This is a genomic window from Xanthocytophaga flava, from assembly GCF_030068545.1.
GTDB lineage: Bacteria > Bacteroidota > Bacteroidia > Cytophagales > 172606-1 > Xanthocytophaga > Xanthocytophaga flava.
In genome coordinates this window covers 291,966-306,920 of record NZ_JASJOR010000005.1, presented here as the reverse complement: position 1 = coordinate 306,920, position 14,955 = coordinate 291,966, and the positions used below count along the sequence as shown (strand labels likewise).

Genomic DNA, 14,955 nt, shown 5'->3' with positions numbered 1-14,955 from the left:
ATAAGCACAGAGAATTATTTAACAAGCAATTCTTTTTCTTTAGTATCCTTATTATCACGGTACGCATCTACCACAAATGGTAAAGCGATATAGATAGTAGAATAGAAACCTGTAATTACACCAATTAATAGAGCGAATGACAATCCACGAATTGTTTCACCACCAAATAGTAACAGAATGATTACCACTACAACTACAGTTACTGAGGTAATTACTGTACGGGAGAAGGTCTCATTTAAAGCCTGATTTACTACTTTGGCAGGAGACTCGCCTTTATTGTGTTCAAACGTTTCACGAACCCGGTCAAAAACAACAACAGTATCGTTCACAGAGAAACCAACAATCGTTAATACAGCAGCAATAAAGTTCTGGTCAATATCCAGTGAAAAAGGAAGAATTCCTTTAAACAAAGTATATACAGTCAGAATGATCAATGTATCGTGAACCAACGCAATTGTAGCACCCATTGCATATTGCCATTTACGGAATCGAATCCAGATATAAGCAAAGATTGCTCCCATCGCAATAATAATGGAGTAGATAGAAGATTGCTTAATATCGGTGGCTACAGTAGGTCCAACCTTTGCCGTACTTAAAATAGTATACTTACCATTCAGTTTGTCTAATCCTTGCTTCACTGTTGCTTCTACTTTGTCTGCCGCATTTTCTGAAGGGTCTTCAATCAAATAAGTAGTTGTTATTTGTAGAGAGTTAGTCCCACCATAGGCTTTCACTTCTGTTTGTGCATTTGGCAATACAGATTCCAATAAGTTATCAACTTCACTACTAGTTACAGCTTTATCAAACTGTACTACATATGTCCAGCCACCTTTAAAATCAACACCATAATCAAATCCACGTACAAACATGGAAACAATACCTGCTCCAATAATAACAGCAGAAACTATGTAAGCAATTTTACGTTTGGAAACAAAATCATAGTTAACATTCTTGAACAAGTTCTTAGAGAAACCAGTAAAGAAGTTAAATGATTTTCCTTTCCGTAAACGACTATCAATTATTAGGCGTGTAACGAGAACAGATGTAAACAAGGAAGTGAAGATACCAGCCACCAGTGTAAAGGCGAAACCTTTAACAGGACCAACCCCAAACCATAACAACACAAAACCGGCCAGTAAGGTAGTAATGTTTGCATCAAGAATGGAAACAGAAGCAGCACGATAACCTTCAGTTGTAGCGGCTAATAATGGCTGTCCAGCGCGTAATTCATCTTTCACACGTTCATTGATCAATACGTTTGCATCCACCGCCATACCAATTGTCAATACAATACCGGCAATACCAGGTAAGGTCAATACCGCATCAAACTGTACTAATACACCTAAGATCATTAAGATGTTCAGGAAAACGGCAATGTTAGCTACCCAACCTGAAGAACTATAATAGCCAACCATAAACAGGATGATAACCAAAAGGCCACCAAATATAGAGAGCATCCCTTTATTAATAGCTTCCTGTCCCAGAGTTGGTCCAACCACTTCTTCTTCTACAATACGTGTAGGTACTGGCATTTTACCAGCTACCAATATGTTTGCTAAGTCTTTTGCTTCTTCTATGGTAAAGTTACCTGAGATGGAAGAACTTCCTCCAGGAATTTCCCCTTGTACTCTTGGAGCTGAATAAACCACATTATCAAGAACAATTGCAATAGCTTTTCCTACATTCTGCCCTGTAATACGAGCCCAGCTTTTTGCACCAGATGCATTCATTTGCATAGATACTTCTGGCCTTCCTGTTACAGGATCAATATTAGGACGGGCAGCAGTAATAACTTCTCCACCTAATAATGCGCCTTGATTACGACCTTTTTTAATGATGTTCAAAGCAATCAACTGTGTACCCTTAGCATCTGCTTCAGCAGGTTTGCTATCATACATAAACGAAAGGTTCTGAGGAAATATAGTACGTACTTCCGGACGAGATAACAATGCATTTACTTTTACAGTATCTTTTACATTCACAAGTAAACCACCTTGTGTAATAGTAAATAATTTGGTTAGTGTAGAACTCTCATTTGCTTTGGAAGCAGCCTGTGCAGAATCCCCCCCCTTGCCCTTGGCTAATTGGTCTGCCAGTGCGTTACCAGTAGTATCTGTTTTGCCAGGATTTGTTTTTGCATCCAGCTTTGCCAATACGCTATCAGACTTTTGAAGATCTTTCTTAGCGTTCTCCTGTTTTACCAGATAATCATTCAATTGAATAAAGTATGGATAGAAATCCTGCATATCCCATACCTGATAGAACTCTAGTTTAGCTACTCCTTGTAATAATTTACGTACACGTTTAGGATCATCAACTCCAGGAAGTTCAATCTGAATGCGATTAGTACCTTGTAAACGCTGAATGTTAGGCTGAACAGCACCATATGCATCAATCCGACGACGTAGTACTTCAAAAGACAAATCAATAGTCTTCTCCAGTTCGCCCTTTACATAGTTAACAACATCTCTATCTGAAGAATTAAATTTAATAGAGCTCTGGTTAGAACTGTTTGCAAAGAATGATGCTAACTGTGTATTAGGAGATAGCTTCTTGAAATTATCATAGAAGAAATCTACAAAATTACCTTGTTTAGTCATTTGCTCTTTCTGAGCCAATTCCAGTGCTTTTTGAAAGTTTGGATCAGGTGAGTTACCAGCTAGGATACGGACTACTTCAGCAGCAGACACTTCCATAGTTACGTGCATACCACCTTTCAAATCTAAACCTAGTTTTACCTCCTGTTCTTTCACTTCTTTGTAGGTAGACCAGAGAAAAACCTTTTCATTCCAGATAGAATCCAGATAAGCCTGCTTACGTGAAACATTTACCTTTCCATTTACAGTAGCAAAATCTACTGCTTTCTGCTCTATCTGACGCGAGACAAAGGTAAAGGACAGGTAATACAAACTCACAACCGAAAAGGCTATGGTTAAGAAAATAATGAGACCTCTATTTTGCATAAAGAAAGTATGAATTAGTAATAAATTTTTAAAGAATAAATAGATATAGGAATAACCCAAAGACACAATCGGCCTTTGAAACCATAGCATTCCAGCAATTCACAACTGGAATCAATTTGAACAAAAATGTATGGTTTGAAAACACAGATCCCCTTAAAACTCAGGGGGCATTGATAGCAATGGTATTGGAGAAGATATTGGCAAAGAAGGTTGATCGAAAGATCGGATATGTATTGGGATGACGGGGTCTCTCATTTGAGATTATATAGGAAAATCTCTCAAAAATAATGAAAGCCTGTTGGTATAATTTTACAGTAAAAACAGGGACAACAGCTTCATCTGTTTTTTTAATAACAGGACCTGAATCCTCTGCTGACTTTTTAGGTGTTGTGACCTTGTTTACTTTGACAGATTCTGTTCCTGCCCAAAGGGATACAGAGCTTGATGCTATAAATAACAGCATCAAACACAAGATAAAAGCTGTACGCCCAATTTTACAGGTAAAAGTCATCTTTTTGTTGATTATCTTCTTGTTCGAACTTTTATTTTCAATAAAAAGTTATCAGAAGGTAAGTCATTATTTTATAATAGGGTTGCAAAACTAAATATTATTTTGGGAATTGACAACACCTATTTCTTCTAGAAAGGCGTTTTTATGCTTATATTTTTCCCCGATAGGACTATTCATAGAGTTCTAACCATGCAAGAGTAAGATTTTATTGTATTTTAAAGACACAATATCCTTAAAGATTTACTTTTGCTATTATATTTGCATCTGAAATAGCTTTACAATTCCGATTACTCTTCTATACTTTCCTATCCTATTGGAATTGTACTATGTCAAAGCATCTTTTCATTTAAATTTTCAGAAAAAATTCATATCATGAATCATACCTATTTGCCTTCTGATTATTTGCCAATACTGATCCAGTTAGGAGCAGCTATTGGTTTTGTAGTGGTAACTATGATTGCCACACACCTCTTAGGTCCAAATCGCCGTAGTAAGGTTAAAGATGACACATGGGAATGTGGTATTGAATCACAGGGAGATGCCCGTGCACCTATTTCTATCAAGTATTTTCTTACAGCAATTTTATTTGTCTTGTTTGATGTTGAGATCATATTTATGTATCCATGGGCAGTAAATTTCGGGAAAGAAAAATTAGGTTGGGCAGGTTATTGGGAGATGCTCCTGTTTATGGGCTTACTTTTAATAGGCTTCTACTATGTAATAAAAAAAGGAGTCTTAAAGTGGGAACAATAAAAATAAGGTTTCTAAATTACTATTCTATATAGTTATAATTGAATAAAGTACTACTTTTCAGACAAGTATTGAGATAGTCCTTAAAAGTATGTTTCTTACTCTATAAAATAAGTGTAAACTGCATTAATCGGATATGAGCGATATAAAAATGGTTGAAGCTCCGGAGGGGCATAGTGGTGCAGGCTTCTTTGCAACCTCGTTTGACAAAGTAATTGGAATGGCACGTGCAAATTCACTTTGGCCGTTGCCTTTCGCTACTTCGTGCTGTGGTATTGAATTTATGGCGACAATGGGTTCGCATTATGATATTTCCCGTTTTGGGTCTGAACGTCCCAGCTTCTCTCCCCGTCAAGCTGATCTTTTGATGGTAATGGGAACTATCGCCAAGAAGATGGGACCTATAGTAAAACAGGTATATGAACAGATGGCAGAGCCGCGTTGGGTAATAGCAGTAGGTGCTTGTGCATCCAGTGGAGGGATTTTTGATACCTATAGTGTACTTCAAGGTATTGATCGCGTAGTTCCTGTAGATGTATACGTACCTGGTTGTCCACCTCGGCCAGAACAAATACTGGAAGGCTTAATGCAAATTCAGGAACTGGCAAGGAATGAATCCTTACGCCGCCGCAACAGTGAAGAATACCAACTCTTATTATCGTCTTACAACATCAAATAAATCCTGACTTGAGCCTAAAAACTCAGGCCAGGGTTTTGGCTTTTTAAATAATACTGTTTTCAGGCAGGGTTTCCTGCAGAACAGGAAGAAAACCAAATCGAAAATTGAAATGACCCATCAGGAAATTATAGAAGATTTAACTGGACGCTATGGCGATAGCATCTTTGATATTCACGAGCCGTATGGTTTGCTTACATTGACAACCAAACGTGAAAATATCATAGACCTGCTCCAGTATTTATATAATCATAAGACATTGCAAATTCAGTTTCTGACTGATCTTTGTGGTATTCATTATCCGGACAATATTGGGAATGAATTGGGCGTTATTTATCACGTACACAGCCTGATAAACAATATCCGCATCCGCATTAAAGTATTCTTTCCTCTCACAGATCCTGAAATTCCAACAGCAACAGGCTTGTATGCTACAGCAAACTGGATGGAACGTGAAACATATGATTTCTTCGGAATTATTTTCAAAGGCCATCCTAATCTGAAACGAATCCTGAATGTAGACGAAATGGATTACTTTCCAATGCGAAAAGAATATCCGCTGGAAGATCAAACCCGTCGTGACAAACAGGATTTCCATTTTGGAAGATAGGATTCCATGATTGATATATTGCCAAACAAGTACAATCAATCATTAAAAACTTAATTGCAGAAAAGATGTCTCAAATACAAGTTACAGGGAATCAAATACAGGCACCTGAAAATCAGCCTTTATTACAGCAAAACCCCGAAACTCCGAAGTATGTCAATGAATTGACGACACTAAACCTGGGGCCAACCCATCCAGCTACACACGGAATCTTCCAGAATGTACTGACAATGGATGGAGAAAAAATTGTGTCAGGTGTACCTACTATCGGCTATATACACAGAGCTTTTGAAAAAATTGCAGAACACCGCCCTTTTTATCAACTGACAACTCTAACTGACAGGATGAACTACTGCTCCTCTCCTATTAATAATATGGGATGGCATATGACAGTAGAGAAACTTCTGGGAATTACGGTGCCTAAACGAGCACAATATATTCGCGTAATAGCCATGGAACTAGCTCGGATTGCAGATCACCTGATTTGTAATTCTATTCTAGGTGTGGACTCAGGAGCCTATACAGGATTTCTTTATTTCTTCCAGGAACGTGAAAAAATTTATGAAATCTATGAAGAAATTTGTGGAGCTCGTCTGACAACTAATATGGGACGTATTGGAGGAATGGAACGTGATCTAAGCGACACAGCTCTTGCAAAGTTGAAGAAATGGGTAGAGGAGTTCCCTCCAGTTATGAAGGAATTTGAAAAAATGTTCAATAAGAACAGAATCTTCAGAGATCGTACCGAAGGGGTAGGTCCACTAACACCTGAAAGAGCCTTAAATTATGGTTTTACAGGTCCGAACTTACGTGCAGCAGGGGTTGATTATGATGTACGGGTTATGAACCCATACTCATCTTATGAAGATTTTGAATTTGATATACCTGTAGGTACTACTGGTGATACATATGACCGGTTTATGGTACGCAATGAGGAGATCTGGCAAAGTCTGCGTATTATCCAGCAGGCAATAGATAAGCTGCCGGAAGGCCGATATTTTGCAGATGCCCCGGAATATTATCTTCCTGCAAAGAAAGAAGTATACCGGAGCATGGAAGCCCTTATCTATCATTTCAAGATTATCATGGGTGAGATAGAAGCACCTGTTGGAGAGGTATATCATTCTGTAGAGGGTGGAAATGGAGAACTTGGTTTTTATCTGGTCAGTGATGGCGGGCGTGCACCATATCGTTTACATTTTCGCAGACCTTCTTTCATCTACTATCAGGCGTATCCGGAAATGTGTGTAGGTACAACCTTATCTGACGCTATTGTGATTATGAGTAGCCTGAATGTAATTGCAGGAGAACTCGATGCATAAAATATAGTATAAAAATTCAGTTAAAAACAGAGATATGACAGAGGTAAACACACCGGAAAAAGTAGAATTCTCACCGGAAACCCTGAAAAAAGCCCAAGAAATCATTGCCCGTTACCCGGAAGGTCGCCAAAAATCGGCATTGCTGCCTGTTTTGCACCTTGCACAAAACGAGTGGAATTGGTTAAGTGCTCCTGTAATGGATTATGTAGCGGGTTTGCTTAGTATTCAACCCATTGAGGTATATGAAGTAGCTACTTTCTATACTATGTTTCAGATTGAACCTGTTGGGAAATATGTTCTGGAGGTATGCCGCACAGGTCCTTGCTGTTTACGAGGTGCAGAAAACATCATTGACTATCTGGAAAATAAGCTGGGTACAAAAGTAGGTGGCACCACTACAGATGGATTGTTTACGCTAAAAACAGTTGAATGTCTGGCAGCATGTGGATTTGCTCCTGTATTACAGGTACGTTTGAAAAAAGAAGACGGAAACTATATCTACTACGAAAATCTGACTCCGGAAAAAATAGATAATCTGATTGCGACAGAATGGGTATAATTACCTTACAGGCTTTCATTTTTTCTATTGAAATAAATATAAACGACCATGGGTATTAAAATTCTAACCGAACATATTGGCAAAGAAGATCTAAAGCCAATTGACGCATATATGAAATATGGTGGATATACGGCAGTAAAAAAAGCATTGACCAGTATGTCACCTGATGCAATAGTAGAAGAAGTGAAGAAGTCTGGCCTTCGTGGACGTGGAGGAGCTGGTTTCCCTACAGGTATGAAATGGTCATTCCTGGCCAAACCTGAAGGCAAACCTCGTTATCTGGTATGTAATGCAGATGAATCAGAGCCCGGTACGTTCAAGGACCGTTATTTAATGATGCATAGCCCACATACACTTATTGAAGGAATGATTGTATCCAGCTTTGCACTGGGTGCCAATACTTCCTATATATATGTGCGGGGAGAGATGATGTTTGTCATTCGTATTCTGGAAAAAGCTATCGCAGAAGCCTATGCTAAAGGATTACTGGGAAAAAACATTCTGGGCTCCGGATATAACCTCGATCTGTATGTACATCCGGGAGGAGGTGCCTATATCTGTGGAGAAGAAACAGCCTTACTGGAAAGTCTGGAAGGCAAGCGTGGAAACCCTCGTAACAAACCGCCTTTTCCTGCTGTTTCTGGGCTATATGCCTGTCCAACAGTGGTAAATAACGTTGAATCTATTGCAGCAACAAGCTGGATTATTAACAATGGAGGGGATGAATATGCTAAGATTGGTATAGGCAAGAGTACTGGGACAAAACTTATTTCAGCATGTGGTAATATCAATAACCCGGGAGTTTATGAGATTGAACTAGGCTTATCTGTCGAAGAATTCTTGTACTCTGACCAATATTGTGGTGGTATTGCAAATGGTAAGAAACTGAAGGCATTGGTAGCTGGAGGTTCGTCAGTACCTATTCTGCCAGCCAACCTCATTACCAAAACTGCGAATGGAGAATCTCGTCTGATGAGTTATGAATCGTTATCAGATGGTGGTTTTGCAACTGGTACTATGCTTGGTTCTGGAGGATTCATTGTATTCGATGAAGATCAGTGTATTGTGCGTAATACCTGGAACTTTACACGATTCTATCACCATGAATCGTGTGGACAATGTAGCCCTTGTCGTGAAGGTACAGGCTGGATGGAAAAAGTACTACACAGAATTGAGCATGGTCATGGACATATGCATGATATTGATTTGCTGGTGGATGTAGCGAAAAAGATTGAAGGAAACACAATTTGTCCTTTGGGAGATGCAGCAGCTTGGCCAGTAGGATCTGCTATTCGTCACTTCAGAGATGAATTTGAATGGCATATCAAAAATCCATCAGAAGCGACCCGTAAAGGTGCAGTATACCGTAAAGAAGCTGTGTTTGCCTAATAGATTAGTAAGAAAGTACCTATAATATAGTATTCAGACATACTATCCTTGGTTAGGATGTCTGTATTATCAAGTTTTTGATTTAGAAGAAACTATTTCTGAAGAGGAATTAAACAATGGAAAATACCGCCCCTCAGTTATTCAAAGTAACCATCGACAATATTGAGGTCGAGGTAGCACCAGGAACTACGATCTTACAAGCTGCCCGTCAGATTGGAAGTCATGTAGCTCCTCCTGCAATGTGCTATTATACATCATTGAAAGGAACAGGAGGAAAGTGTCGGGCATGTCTGGTGAAAGTAACCGCAGGTTCGGCAAAAGATCCTCGCCCTATGCCTAAACTGGTACCTTCTTGCATTACAACAGTCCAGGATGGTATGATTGTAGAAAATACGGTAAATGAACAAGTACTGGAAACTCGTAAAGGTGTAGTTGAGTTTTTGCTAATTAATCACCCTCTTGATTGTCCAATATGTGATCAGGCAGGAGAGTGTCATCTCCAGGACTTTGCCTTTGAACATGGTCGTGGAACTCAACGCTATGAGGAAGAGCGCCGTACATTTGAACGGGAAGACATAGGACCTTATATTCAACTACATATGAACCGCTGTATCTTATGCTATCGTTGCGTATTTACAGCTGAGCAGCTTACCAACAAACGTGTACATGGCGTATTGAATCGTGGGGATCATGCAGAGATCAGTACATACATTAGTAAAGCTATTGATAATGATTTCTCCGGAAACATGATTGATGTATGTCCGGTTGGAGCACTGACAGATAAAACATTCCGATTTAAGCAACGTGTTTGGTTTACTAAACCTGTAACAGCTCATCGGGATTGTGAACATGAGAAATGCAGTGGCAAAGTAACGTTATGGTATAAAGGAGAAGACGTGTTGCGGGTGACAGGCCGTAAAAACGAGTGGGGTGAGGTTACAGAATTTATATGCAATACCTGCCGCTTTGACAAAAAGAAAACCAGTGACTGGGTTATTGAAGGTCCGGCAAAAGTAAGTCATCACTCTGTGATTTCAGCAAATCACTATGAGAAAAAAGCTATTCCTGAGTTTGGTTTCAAACAAGCAGCTCAGCAATACAAACAAATTGATGATCTACCTGTGCAATTGCCAGAAGGAGAAAAGAAGCCTGTAGGAATTGTAGTAAGACCTGATAGCAAATAATATCTTGAGGATTCTGAATGGAATTCCTCAGTTTTCATTTTAATCTCACTTCTGAATTATATAGAAATGGATCCTCTTATAGTTAATGCGCTTATTATATTGTCCATTTTTGGAATTACGTTGCTTATTGCAACCTATTCTACCTGGGCAGAACGTAAGGTAGCTGGATTTATACAAGACAGATTGGGCCCTAACCGGGCTGGTTGGGGTGGTTTGATGCAACCCCTAGCTGATGCAGGTAAAATGTTTTTTAAAGAAGACTTTATTCCTGCACATGCGAATAAATGGTTATTCATCTTTGGTCCATCACTGGCAATGCTAACAGCCTGTATGGCTAGTGCCGTGATACCATTTGGTGATAGCTTCATTGTAGGAGAGAATATGGTACTTGTACAGGCTATCGAAGTCAACATTGGTATTCTGTATGTATTCGGTGTTGTATCACTGGGTGTATATGGATTGATGATTGGCGGATGGGCATCTAACAACAAGTTTTCGCTGTTAGGTGCGGTTCGTGCAGCGTCTCAAAACATTAGCTACGAATTAGCAATGGGTCTTTCCATTATTGCTATCATATTAATGAGTGGATCTCTGTCCTTACGTACTATTGTAGAAGGACAACATGGTGGTAACTGGAATATATTGTATCAACCTCTGGGATTTATCATTTTCCTTACTTGTGCTTTTGCAGAATGCAACCGTACGCCATTTGACTTACCTGAATGCGAAACAGAATTGATTGGTGGATACCATACAGAGTATAGTAGTATGAAATTAGGTTTCTACCTGTTTGCAGAATATATAAACATGTTTGCTTCTTCAGCAGTTACAGCCTGTCTGTTCTTTGGAGGATTTAATTACCCAGGAATGGATGCAGTACAAAATGAATTAATCAAGTCATTGGGTGAAGCTACAGGACACAATATTGCTACAGGTATTGGCATTGCTGTAATGTTCGCAAAAATCCTCTTCGGAATATTCTTCTTTATGTGGGTACGCTGGACATTACCTCGTTTCCGTTATGATCAGTTGATGAACCTGGGTTGGAAAGGCTTAATTCCTGCAGCTATTCTGAATGTAATCCTTACAGGCGCTGGAATTTTGCTGGAAATGAGATGGCTATCATGGGTGGCAGTACTAATAGTAATAGGCATTGCAGTACTACAGGCATCTGTATCTCAGAAAAAAGAATTACGGGCTCAAAGAGCTTAAATACAAGATATAACCTGGCATATACCAGATAATAGAATGTTATAAATTCTTTCAGTTACAGAAATAGCTTATCTGTAATTGTTAAACTAGCATATGATATGAAGTTAACCAATAGAGCAAAACAAATTGATAATAGCCCAATGACAGTAGCAGAGCGATTGTATATTCCTGCTATTGCTACAGGTCTGGGTATTACGATAAAGCACTTTTTTAAGAAGAAGGCTACCATCAATTATCCGGAAGAACAGCGTCCATTCAGTTCTATTTTCCGGGGTTTACACGTACTGAAAAGAGACGAACAAGGCCGTGAACGTTGTACAGCTTGTGGATTATGTGCAGTTGCATGTCCAGCGGAAGCTATATCCATGACAGCAGCAGAGCGGAAACCCGGAGAGGAAAAACTATACAGAGAAGAGAAATATGCAGCTGTATATGAGATCAATATGCTTCGTTGTATATTCTGTGGTTTGTGTGAAGAAGCTTGTCCCAAAGCTGCTATCTTTCTGCAACCTGATAAAATAGCCCCTGCCTTTGTTGACCGTGAGCAAGTAATTTTTGGAAAAGACCGACTGGTAGAGAAGATGGATGATCGGGCAACAACCGGTATTCAGAAATATACTGGCGTAAAAAGTTGAAAACTTACGTAAAACTTTCTTATACCGCACTGGTTTTCTTAACAGTGCGGTTTCTATTTGAAAAAACCTATTATTTTTGCGCGGGTTGTAAACAGCAGCCTACTTTCATTTACGAAGTTGAGCAACTTCTCTACAGCAGTTTATTTGCCTGTAACAGGTTCTGACAACAGTCTTCTGAATTCTGACTTCTTATTCTATGATACAAAACGTATTCTGGTTCTTAACTTTTCTTGCAATTATCAGTGCCTGTATGGTTGTATTTTCCCGCAATCCTATACATAGTGTTCTCTATCTGATTATTACATTCTTTGCATTATCAGGACATTACCTGTTGCTAAATGCGCAGTTCCTGGCAGTAGTGAACATCATTGTCTATGCAGGTGCTATTATGGTATTATTTCTCTTCGTGATTATGTTTCTTAATCTGCGAAGGGAAACCGAAGTTCAGAAACCTATTGCCGTTAAGTTTGCTGCAGTAATATCGGGACTGATATTACTTGCTGTACTATTAGGTGCTTTATTAAAAGCAGATATCCAACCTGGTTCTGAAGTTGATTCTCAGATTGGTCTGGTAGAAAACCTGGGTAAAGTATTATTCAGCGATTTCCTATTACCTTTTGAGTTGGCTTCTGTTCTATTTCTAGTTGCTATGGTTGGTGCCATTATGTTAGGTAAACGTGATCCGGGTGAGCCTACAATCTAATAGTATACATACTTTCCAAAATTAGATCTTTCTTTCTGTCATTAATTACTTTAGATAAATGGAAGTACCTGATGTTATTAAAACCGTTCCGCTAAACTGGTATATCTTCTTTGCTACTTTTCTCTTTTGTATTGGAGTGGTGGGTGTACTGATACGCCGGAATGCCCTGATTGTATTGATGTGCGTTGAACTTATGCTCAATGCAGTAAACCTGTTGTTCACTTCATTTTCAGCATATCGTTCAGATCCACAAGGACAGATATTCGTATTTTTCATTATGGTAGTAGCTGCGGCAGAGGTTTCTGTTGGCCTGGCTATTATTGTAATGCTTTATAGAAATCTGAAAAGCGTGGACGTTGGTATCCTAAACAAATTAAAGTGGTAATGTTCTTTCTATATTCTGAAAAAGAGCAACCATTCTTTGACATCTCATTCGAATTTATTCAAGCATATTGATCTGTACTGTGCCTTATCAGCACATTAACTTATGAATATATCTACTATTGTACTCCTTATCCCATTGTTGCCTTTACTAGGTTTTATCATCAATGGATTAGGTTTTCGAAGAATCAGCAAAGGACTTGCCAGTATTGTTGGAACAGCAACGGTACTAGGATCGTTCCTTTTATCTATTTATACGTTCAATTATTTCTTAAGCAACAATAGTCAACCTATCACGGTGACAGCTTTTAACTGGCTGGCTGTAGGTGACTTTCATATTTCTTTTTCCTTCCTGATTGATCAGTTATCACTATTGATGTTATTGGTTGTAACAGGAGTAGGAACATTGATTCATCTATATTCCAGTGGATATATGCATCATGATGAAGGATTCGGAAAGTTTTTTGCCTTCCTGAATCTGTTTATCTTTTCGATGCTTTTGCTAGTGATGGGTTCCAACTACGTGATTATGTTCTTTGGCTGGGAGGGTGTAGGATTGTGTTCCTATTTGCTGATCGGATTCTGGAACAAAAACAAAAGTTATGGAAATGCAGCCCGCAAGGCATTTGTCATGAACCGGATTGGTGATCTTGGGTTCTTGTTAGGTATCTTTCTTATTATTGCCCATTTTGGAAGTGTTGAATACAGTGAAATCTTTGGTCAGGCAGCTTCTGTAGATACGGTAACTCTGACAATGATTACAGCATTTCTATTTGTGGGTGCCATGGGTAAATCAGCTCAGATTCCATTGTACACCTGGTTGCCGGATGCCATGGCAGGTCCTACTCCTGTTTCAGCACTGATCCACGCAGCAACCATGGTTACAGCAGGTATTTATATGGTTATTCGTTCCAATGTCCTCTATACATTAGCTCCAGCAACACTGGAATGGGTTGGAATCATTGGATTAGCTACAGCTTTATTAGCAGCATCAATTGGTATCTTTCAGAATGATATTAAGAAAGTACTGGCTTACTCTACAGTTAGTCAGTTAGGTTATATGTTTATGGGCTTGGGTGTAATGGCTTATAGTGCATCTATGTTCCATGTTATTACACACGCCTTCTTCAAAGCTTTGCTATTCCTGGGTGCAGGTAGTGTAATTCATGCTATGAGTGACGAACAGGATATCCGTCATATGGGTGGATTGAGCAAAAGCCTGAGGATTACATGGATTACCTTCCTGTTAGGTACTATTGCTATTACAGCAGTATTGCCACTATCTGGGTTCTTCTCTAAAGATGAGATCCTGATGAATGTATATATGCACAGCCCGCTTATGTGGGGATTAGGCGTATTAGGTGCAGCAATGACTTCTTTCTATATGTTCCGGATGTTCTTCCTGACATTCCATGGTACGTTCCGGGGAACAGATTATCAAAGAGAACACCTGCATGAGTCTCCAATCTCTATGACTCTTCCATTAATGATTCTGGCAGTGTTATCTGTTATTGGTGGATTTATCAATTTCCCTGAAATTTTTGGTGGACAGGCTTGGCTGGCGAATTTCATGGAACCCCTGTTTGCTAATGCAAAACAAGCTAGTCCGGAAGCTTTCCATCATGCACACTTATCTCACTCTGAAGAATTTATGCTAATGGGTGTTTCTGTAGGTGTTGCAATACTTTCATTGATTATTGCCTACGTGATGTATGTTGCTAAAAATACAGTTCCAGTAGAAGAAGGAAACCCTATTCCTGCAGTACAAAAAATCGTTTACAATAAGTACTATGTGGATGAGATTTATGATATGCTGTTTGTAAAACCTATATCAGCCTTATCCTACTTCTTCTACCAGGTATTTGAGTTTTATGTAATTGATTTGTTAGTAGATGGAATTGGCAGATTAGTTAAGCAATTAAGTACACTGACACGCCGTTTCCAGACAGGAACAACAGGATTTTATGTATTCGCTATGGTTATAGGTATTGTAGTGATTCTATTAGTTAATTTCTGGGGTTTTCTATTCAGATAACACTGAATCCATAAATGCTTACTTAAAC

Annotated in this window: 14 protein-coding genes; 12 read left to right on the top strand and 2 right to left on the bottom strand. The window is 39.0% G+C overall.

Annotated features, from left to right (window positions below):
• Positions 1–14: 14 nt before the first annotated feature.
• Complete coding sequence (gene secDF / locus QNI15_RS10405) at positions 15–2,963, bottom strand: protein translocase subunit SecDF (protein ID WP_313997915.1); 2,949 nt, start codon at positions 2,961–2,963, stop codon at positions 15–17.
• Positions 2,964–3,123: 160 nt separating this feature from the next.
• Positions 3,124–3,474 (bottom strand): hypothetical protein, encoded by a 351-nt coding sequence (locus tag QNI15_RS10400; RefSeq protein ID WP_313997913.1) that lies wholly within the window; start codon positions 3,472–3,474, stop codon positions 3,124–3,126.
• A gap of 372 nt (positions 3,475–3,846) precedes the next feature.
• On the opposite strand from QNI15_RS10400, the gene QNI15_RS10395 reads away from it, so the two are divergent.
• The 12 genes from QNI15_RS10395 (at position 3,847) to nuoL (ending at position 14,927) form a co-directional block, all read left to right on the top strand.
• On the top strand, positions 3,847–4,227 hold the full coding sequence (locus tag QNI15_RS10395; protein ID WP_313997911.1) for an NADH-quinone oxidoreductase subunit A: 381 nt from the start codon (positions 3,847–3,849) through the stop codon (positions 4,225–4,227).
• A 133-nt stretch (positions 4,228–4,360) separates the two neighbouring features.
• Positions 4,361–4,903: an NADH-quinone oxidoreductase subunit B gene (locus QNI15_RS10390; protein WP_313987684.1), complete on the top strand. Its 543-nt coding sequence runs from the start codon at positions 4,361–4,363 to the stop codon at positions 4,901–4,903.
• A 109-nt stretch (positions 4,904–5,012) separates the two neighbouring features.
• Positions 5,013–5,510, top strand: a complete 498-nt coding sequence (locus QNI15_RS10385; protein ID WP_313987687.1) for an NADH-quinone oxidoreductase subunit C — start codon at positions 5,013–5,015, stop codon at positions 5,508–5,510.
• Positions 5,511–5,575: 65 nt separating this feature from the next.
• Positions 5,576–6,829: an NADH-quinone oxidoreductase subunit D gene (locus QNI15_RS10380; protein ID WP_313997909.1), complete on the top strand. Its 1,254-nt coding sequence runs from the start codon at positions 5,576–5,578 to the stop codon at positions 6,827–6,829.
• 34 nt (positions 6,830–6,863) lie between these two features.
• On the top strand, positions 6,864–7,388 hold the full coding sequence (locus QNI15_RS10375) for an NADH-quinone oxidoreductase subunit NuoE family protein (protein ID WP_313987693.1): 525 nt from the start codon (positions 6,864–6,866) through the stop codon (positions 7,386–7,388).
• A gap of 48 nt (positions 7,389–7,436) precedes the next feature.
• Complete coding sequence (gene nuoF, locus QNI15_RS10370) at positions 7,437–8,777, top strand: NADH-quinone oxidoreductase subunit NuoF (protein ID WP_313987694.1); 1,341 nt, start codon at positions 7,437–7,439, stop codon at positions 8,775–8,777.
• Between the two features lie 116 nt (positions 8,778–8,893).
• Positions 8,894–9,961 carry a 2Fe-2S iron-sulfur cluster-binding protein gene (locus QNI15_RS10365; protein WP_313987697.1) on the top strand — a complete coding sequence of 356 codons (1,068 nt, stop codon included), beginning with the start codon at positions 8,894–8,896 and terminating at the stop codon, positions 9,959–9,961.
• Positions 9,962–10,027: 66 nt separating this feature from the next.
• The gene (gene nuoH / locus QNI15_RS10360; protein ID WP_390902178.1) at positions 10,028–11,173 is read left to right on the top strand and encodes an NADH-quinone oxidoreductase subunit NuoH; all 1,146 of its coding nucleotides are present in this window, start codon (positions 10,028–10,030) and stop codon (positions 11,171–11,173) included.
• 98 nt (positions 11,174–11,271) lie between these two features.
• On the top strand, positions 11,272–11,808 hold the full coding sequence (locus QNI15_RS10355; RefSeq protein ID WP_313987703.1) for a NuoI/complex I 23 kDa subunit family protein: 537 nt from the start codon (positions 11,272–11,274) through the stop codon (positions 11,806–11,808).
• A gap of 196 nt (positions 11,809–12,004) precedes the next feature.
• A complete protein-coding gene (locus QNI15_RS10350; protein WP_313987705.1) occupies positions 12,005–12,511 on the top strand; it encodes an NADH-quinone oxidoreductase subunit J family protein in 507 nt (168 codons plus the stop codon).
• 58 nt (positions 12,512–12,569) lie between these two features.
• Positions 12,570–12,896 carry an NADH-quinone oxidoreductase subunit NuoK gene (nuoK, locus tag QNI15_RS10345; RefSeq protein ID WP_313997907.1) on the top strand — a complete coding sequence of 109 codons (327 nt, stop codon included), beginning with the start codon at positions 12,570–12,572 and terminating at the stop codon, positions 12,894–12,896.
• A 102-nt stretch (positions 12,897–12,998) separates the two neighbouring features.
• A complete protein-coding gene (nuoL, locus tag QNI15_RS10340) occupies positions 12,999–14,927 on the top strand; it encodes an NADH-quinone oxidoreductase subunit L (RefSeq protein WP_314031674.1) in 1,929 nt (642 codons plus the stop codon).
• The last annotated feature ends 28 nt before the right edge of the window (positions 14,928–14,955 follow it).

Bases quoted from the DNA above. Each gene is read 5' to 3' on its own strand.
- secDF (WP_313997915.1), bottom strand. From the start codon at position 2,963: ATGCAAAATAGAGGTCTCATTATTTTCTTAACCATAGCCTTTTCGGTT.
- QNI15_RS10400 (WP_313997913.1), bottom strand. From the start codon at position 3,474: ATGACTTTTACCTGTAAAATTGGGCGTACAGCTTTTATCTTGTGTTTG.
- QNI15_RS10395 (WP_313997911.1), top strand. From the start codon at position 3,847: ATGAATCATACCTATTTGCCTTCTGATTATTTGCCAATACTGATCCAG.
- QNI15_RS10390 (WP_313987684.1), top strand. From the start codon at position 4,361: ATGAGCGATATAAAAATGGTTGAAGCTCCGGAGGGGCATAGTGGTGCA.
- QNI15_RS10385 (WP_313987687.1), top strand. From the start codon at position 5,013: ATGACCCATCAGGAAATTATAGAAGATTTAACTGGACGCTATGGCGAT.
- QNI15_RS10380 (WP_313997909.1), top strand. From the start codon at position 5,576: ATGTCTCAAATACAAGTTACAGGGAATCAAATACAGGCACCTGAAAAT.
- QNI15_RS10375 (WP_313987693.1), top strand. From the start codon at position 6,864: ATGACAGAGGTAAACACACCGGAAAAAGTAGAATTCTCACCGGAAACC.
- nuoF (WP_313987694.1), top strand. From the start codon at position 7,437: ATGGGTATTAAAATTCTAACCGAACATATTGGCAAAGAAGATCTAAAG.
- QNI15_RS10365 (WP_313987697.1), top strand. From the start codon at position 8,894: ATGGAAAATACCGCCCCTCAGTTATTCAAAGTAACCATCGACAATATT.
- nuoH (WP_390902178.1), top strand. From the start codon at position 10,028: ATGGATCCTCTTATAGTTAATGCGCTTATTATATTGTCCATTTTTGGA.
- QNI15_RS10355 (WP_313987703.1), top strand. From the start codon at position 11,272: ATGAAGTTAACCAATAGAGCAAAACAAATTGATAATAGCCCAATGACA.
- QNI15_RS10350 (WP_313987705.1), top strand. From the start codon at position 12,005: ATGATACAAAACGTATTCTGGTTCTTAACTTTTCTTGCAATTATCAGT.
- nuoK (WP_313997907.1), top strand. From the start codon at position 12,570: ATGGAAGTACCTGATGTTATTAAAACCGTTCCGCTAAACTGGTATATC.
- nuoL (WP_314031674.1), top strand. From the start codon at position 12,999: ATGAATATATCTACTATTGTACTCCTTATCCCATTGTTGCCTTTACTA.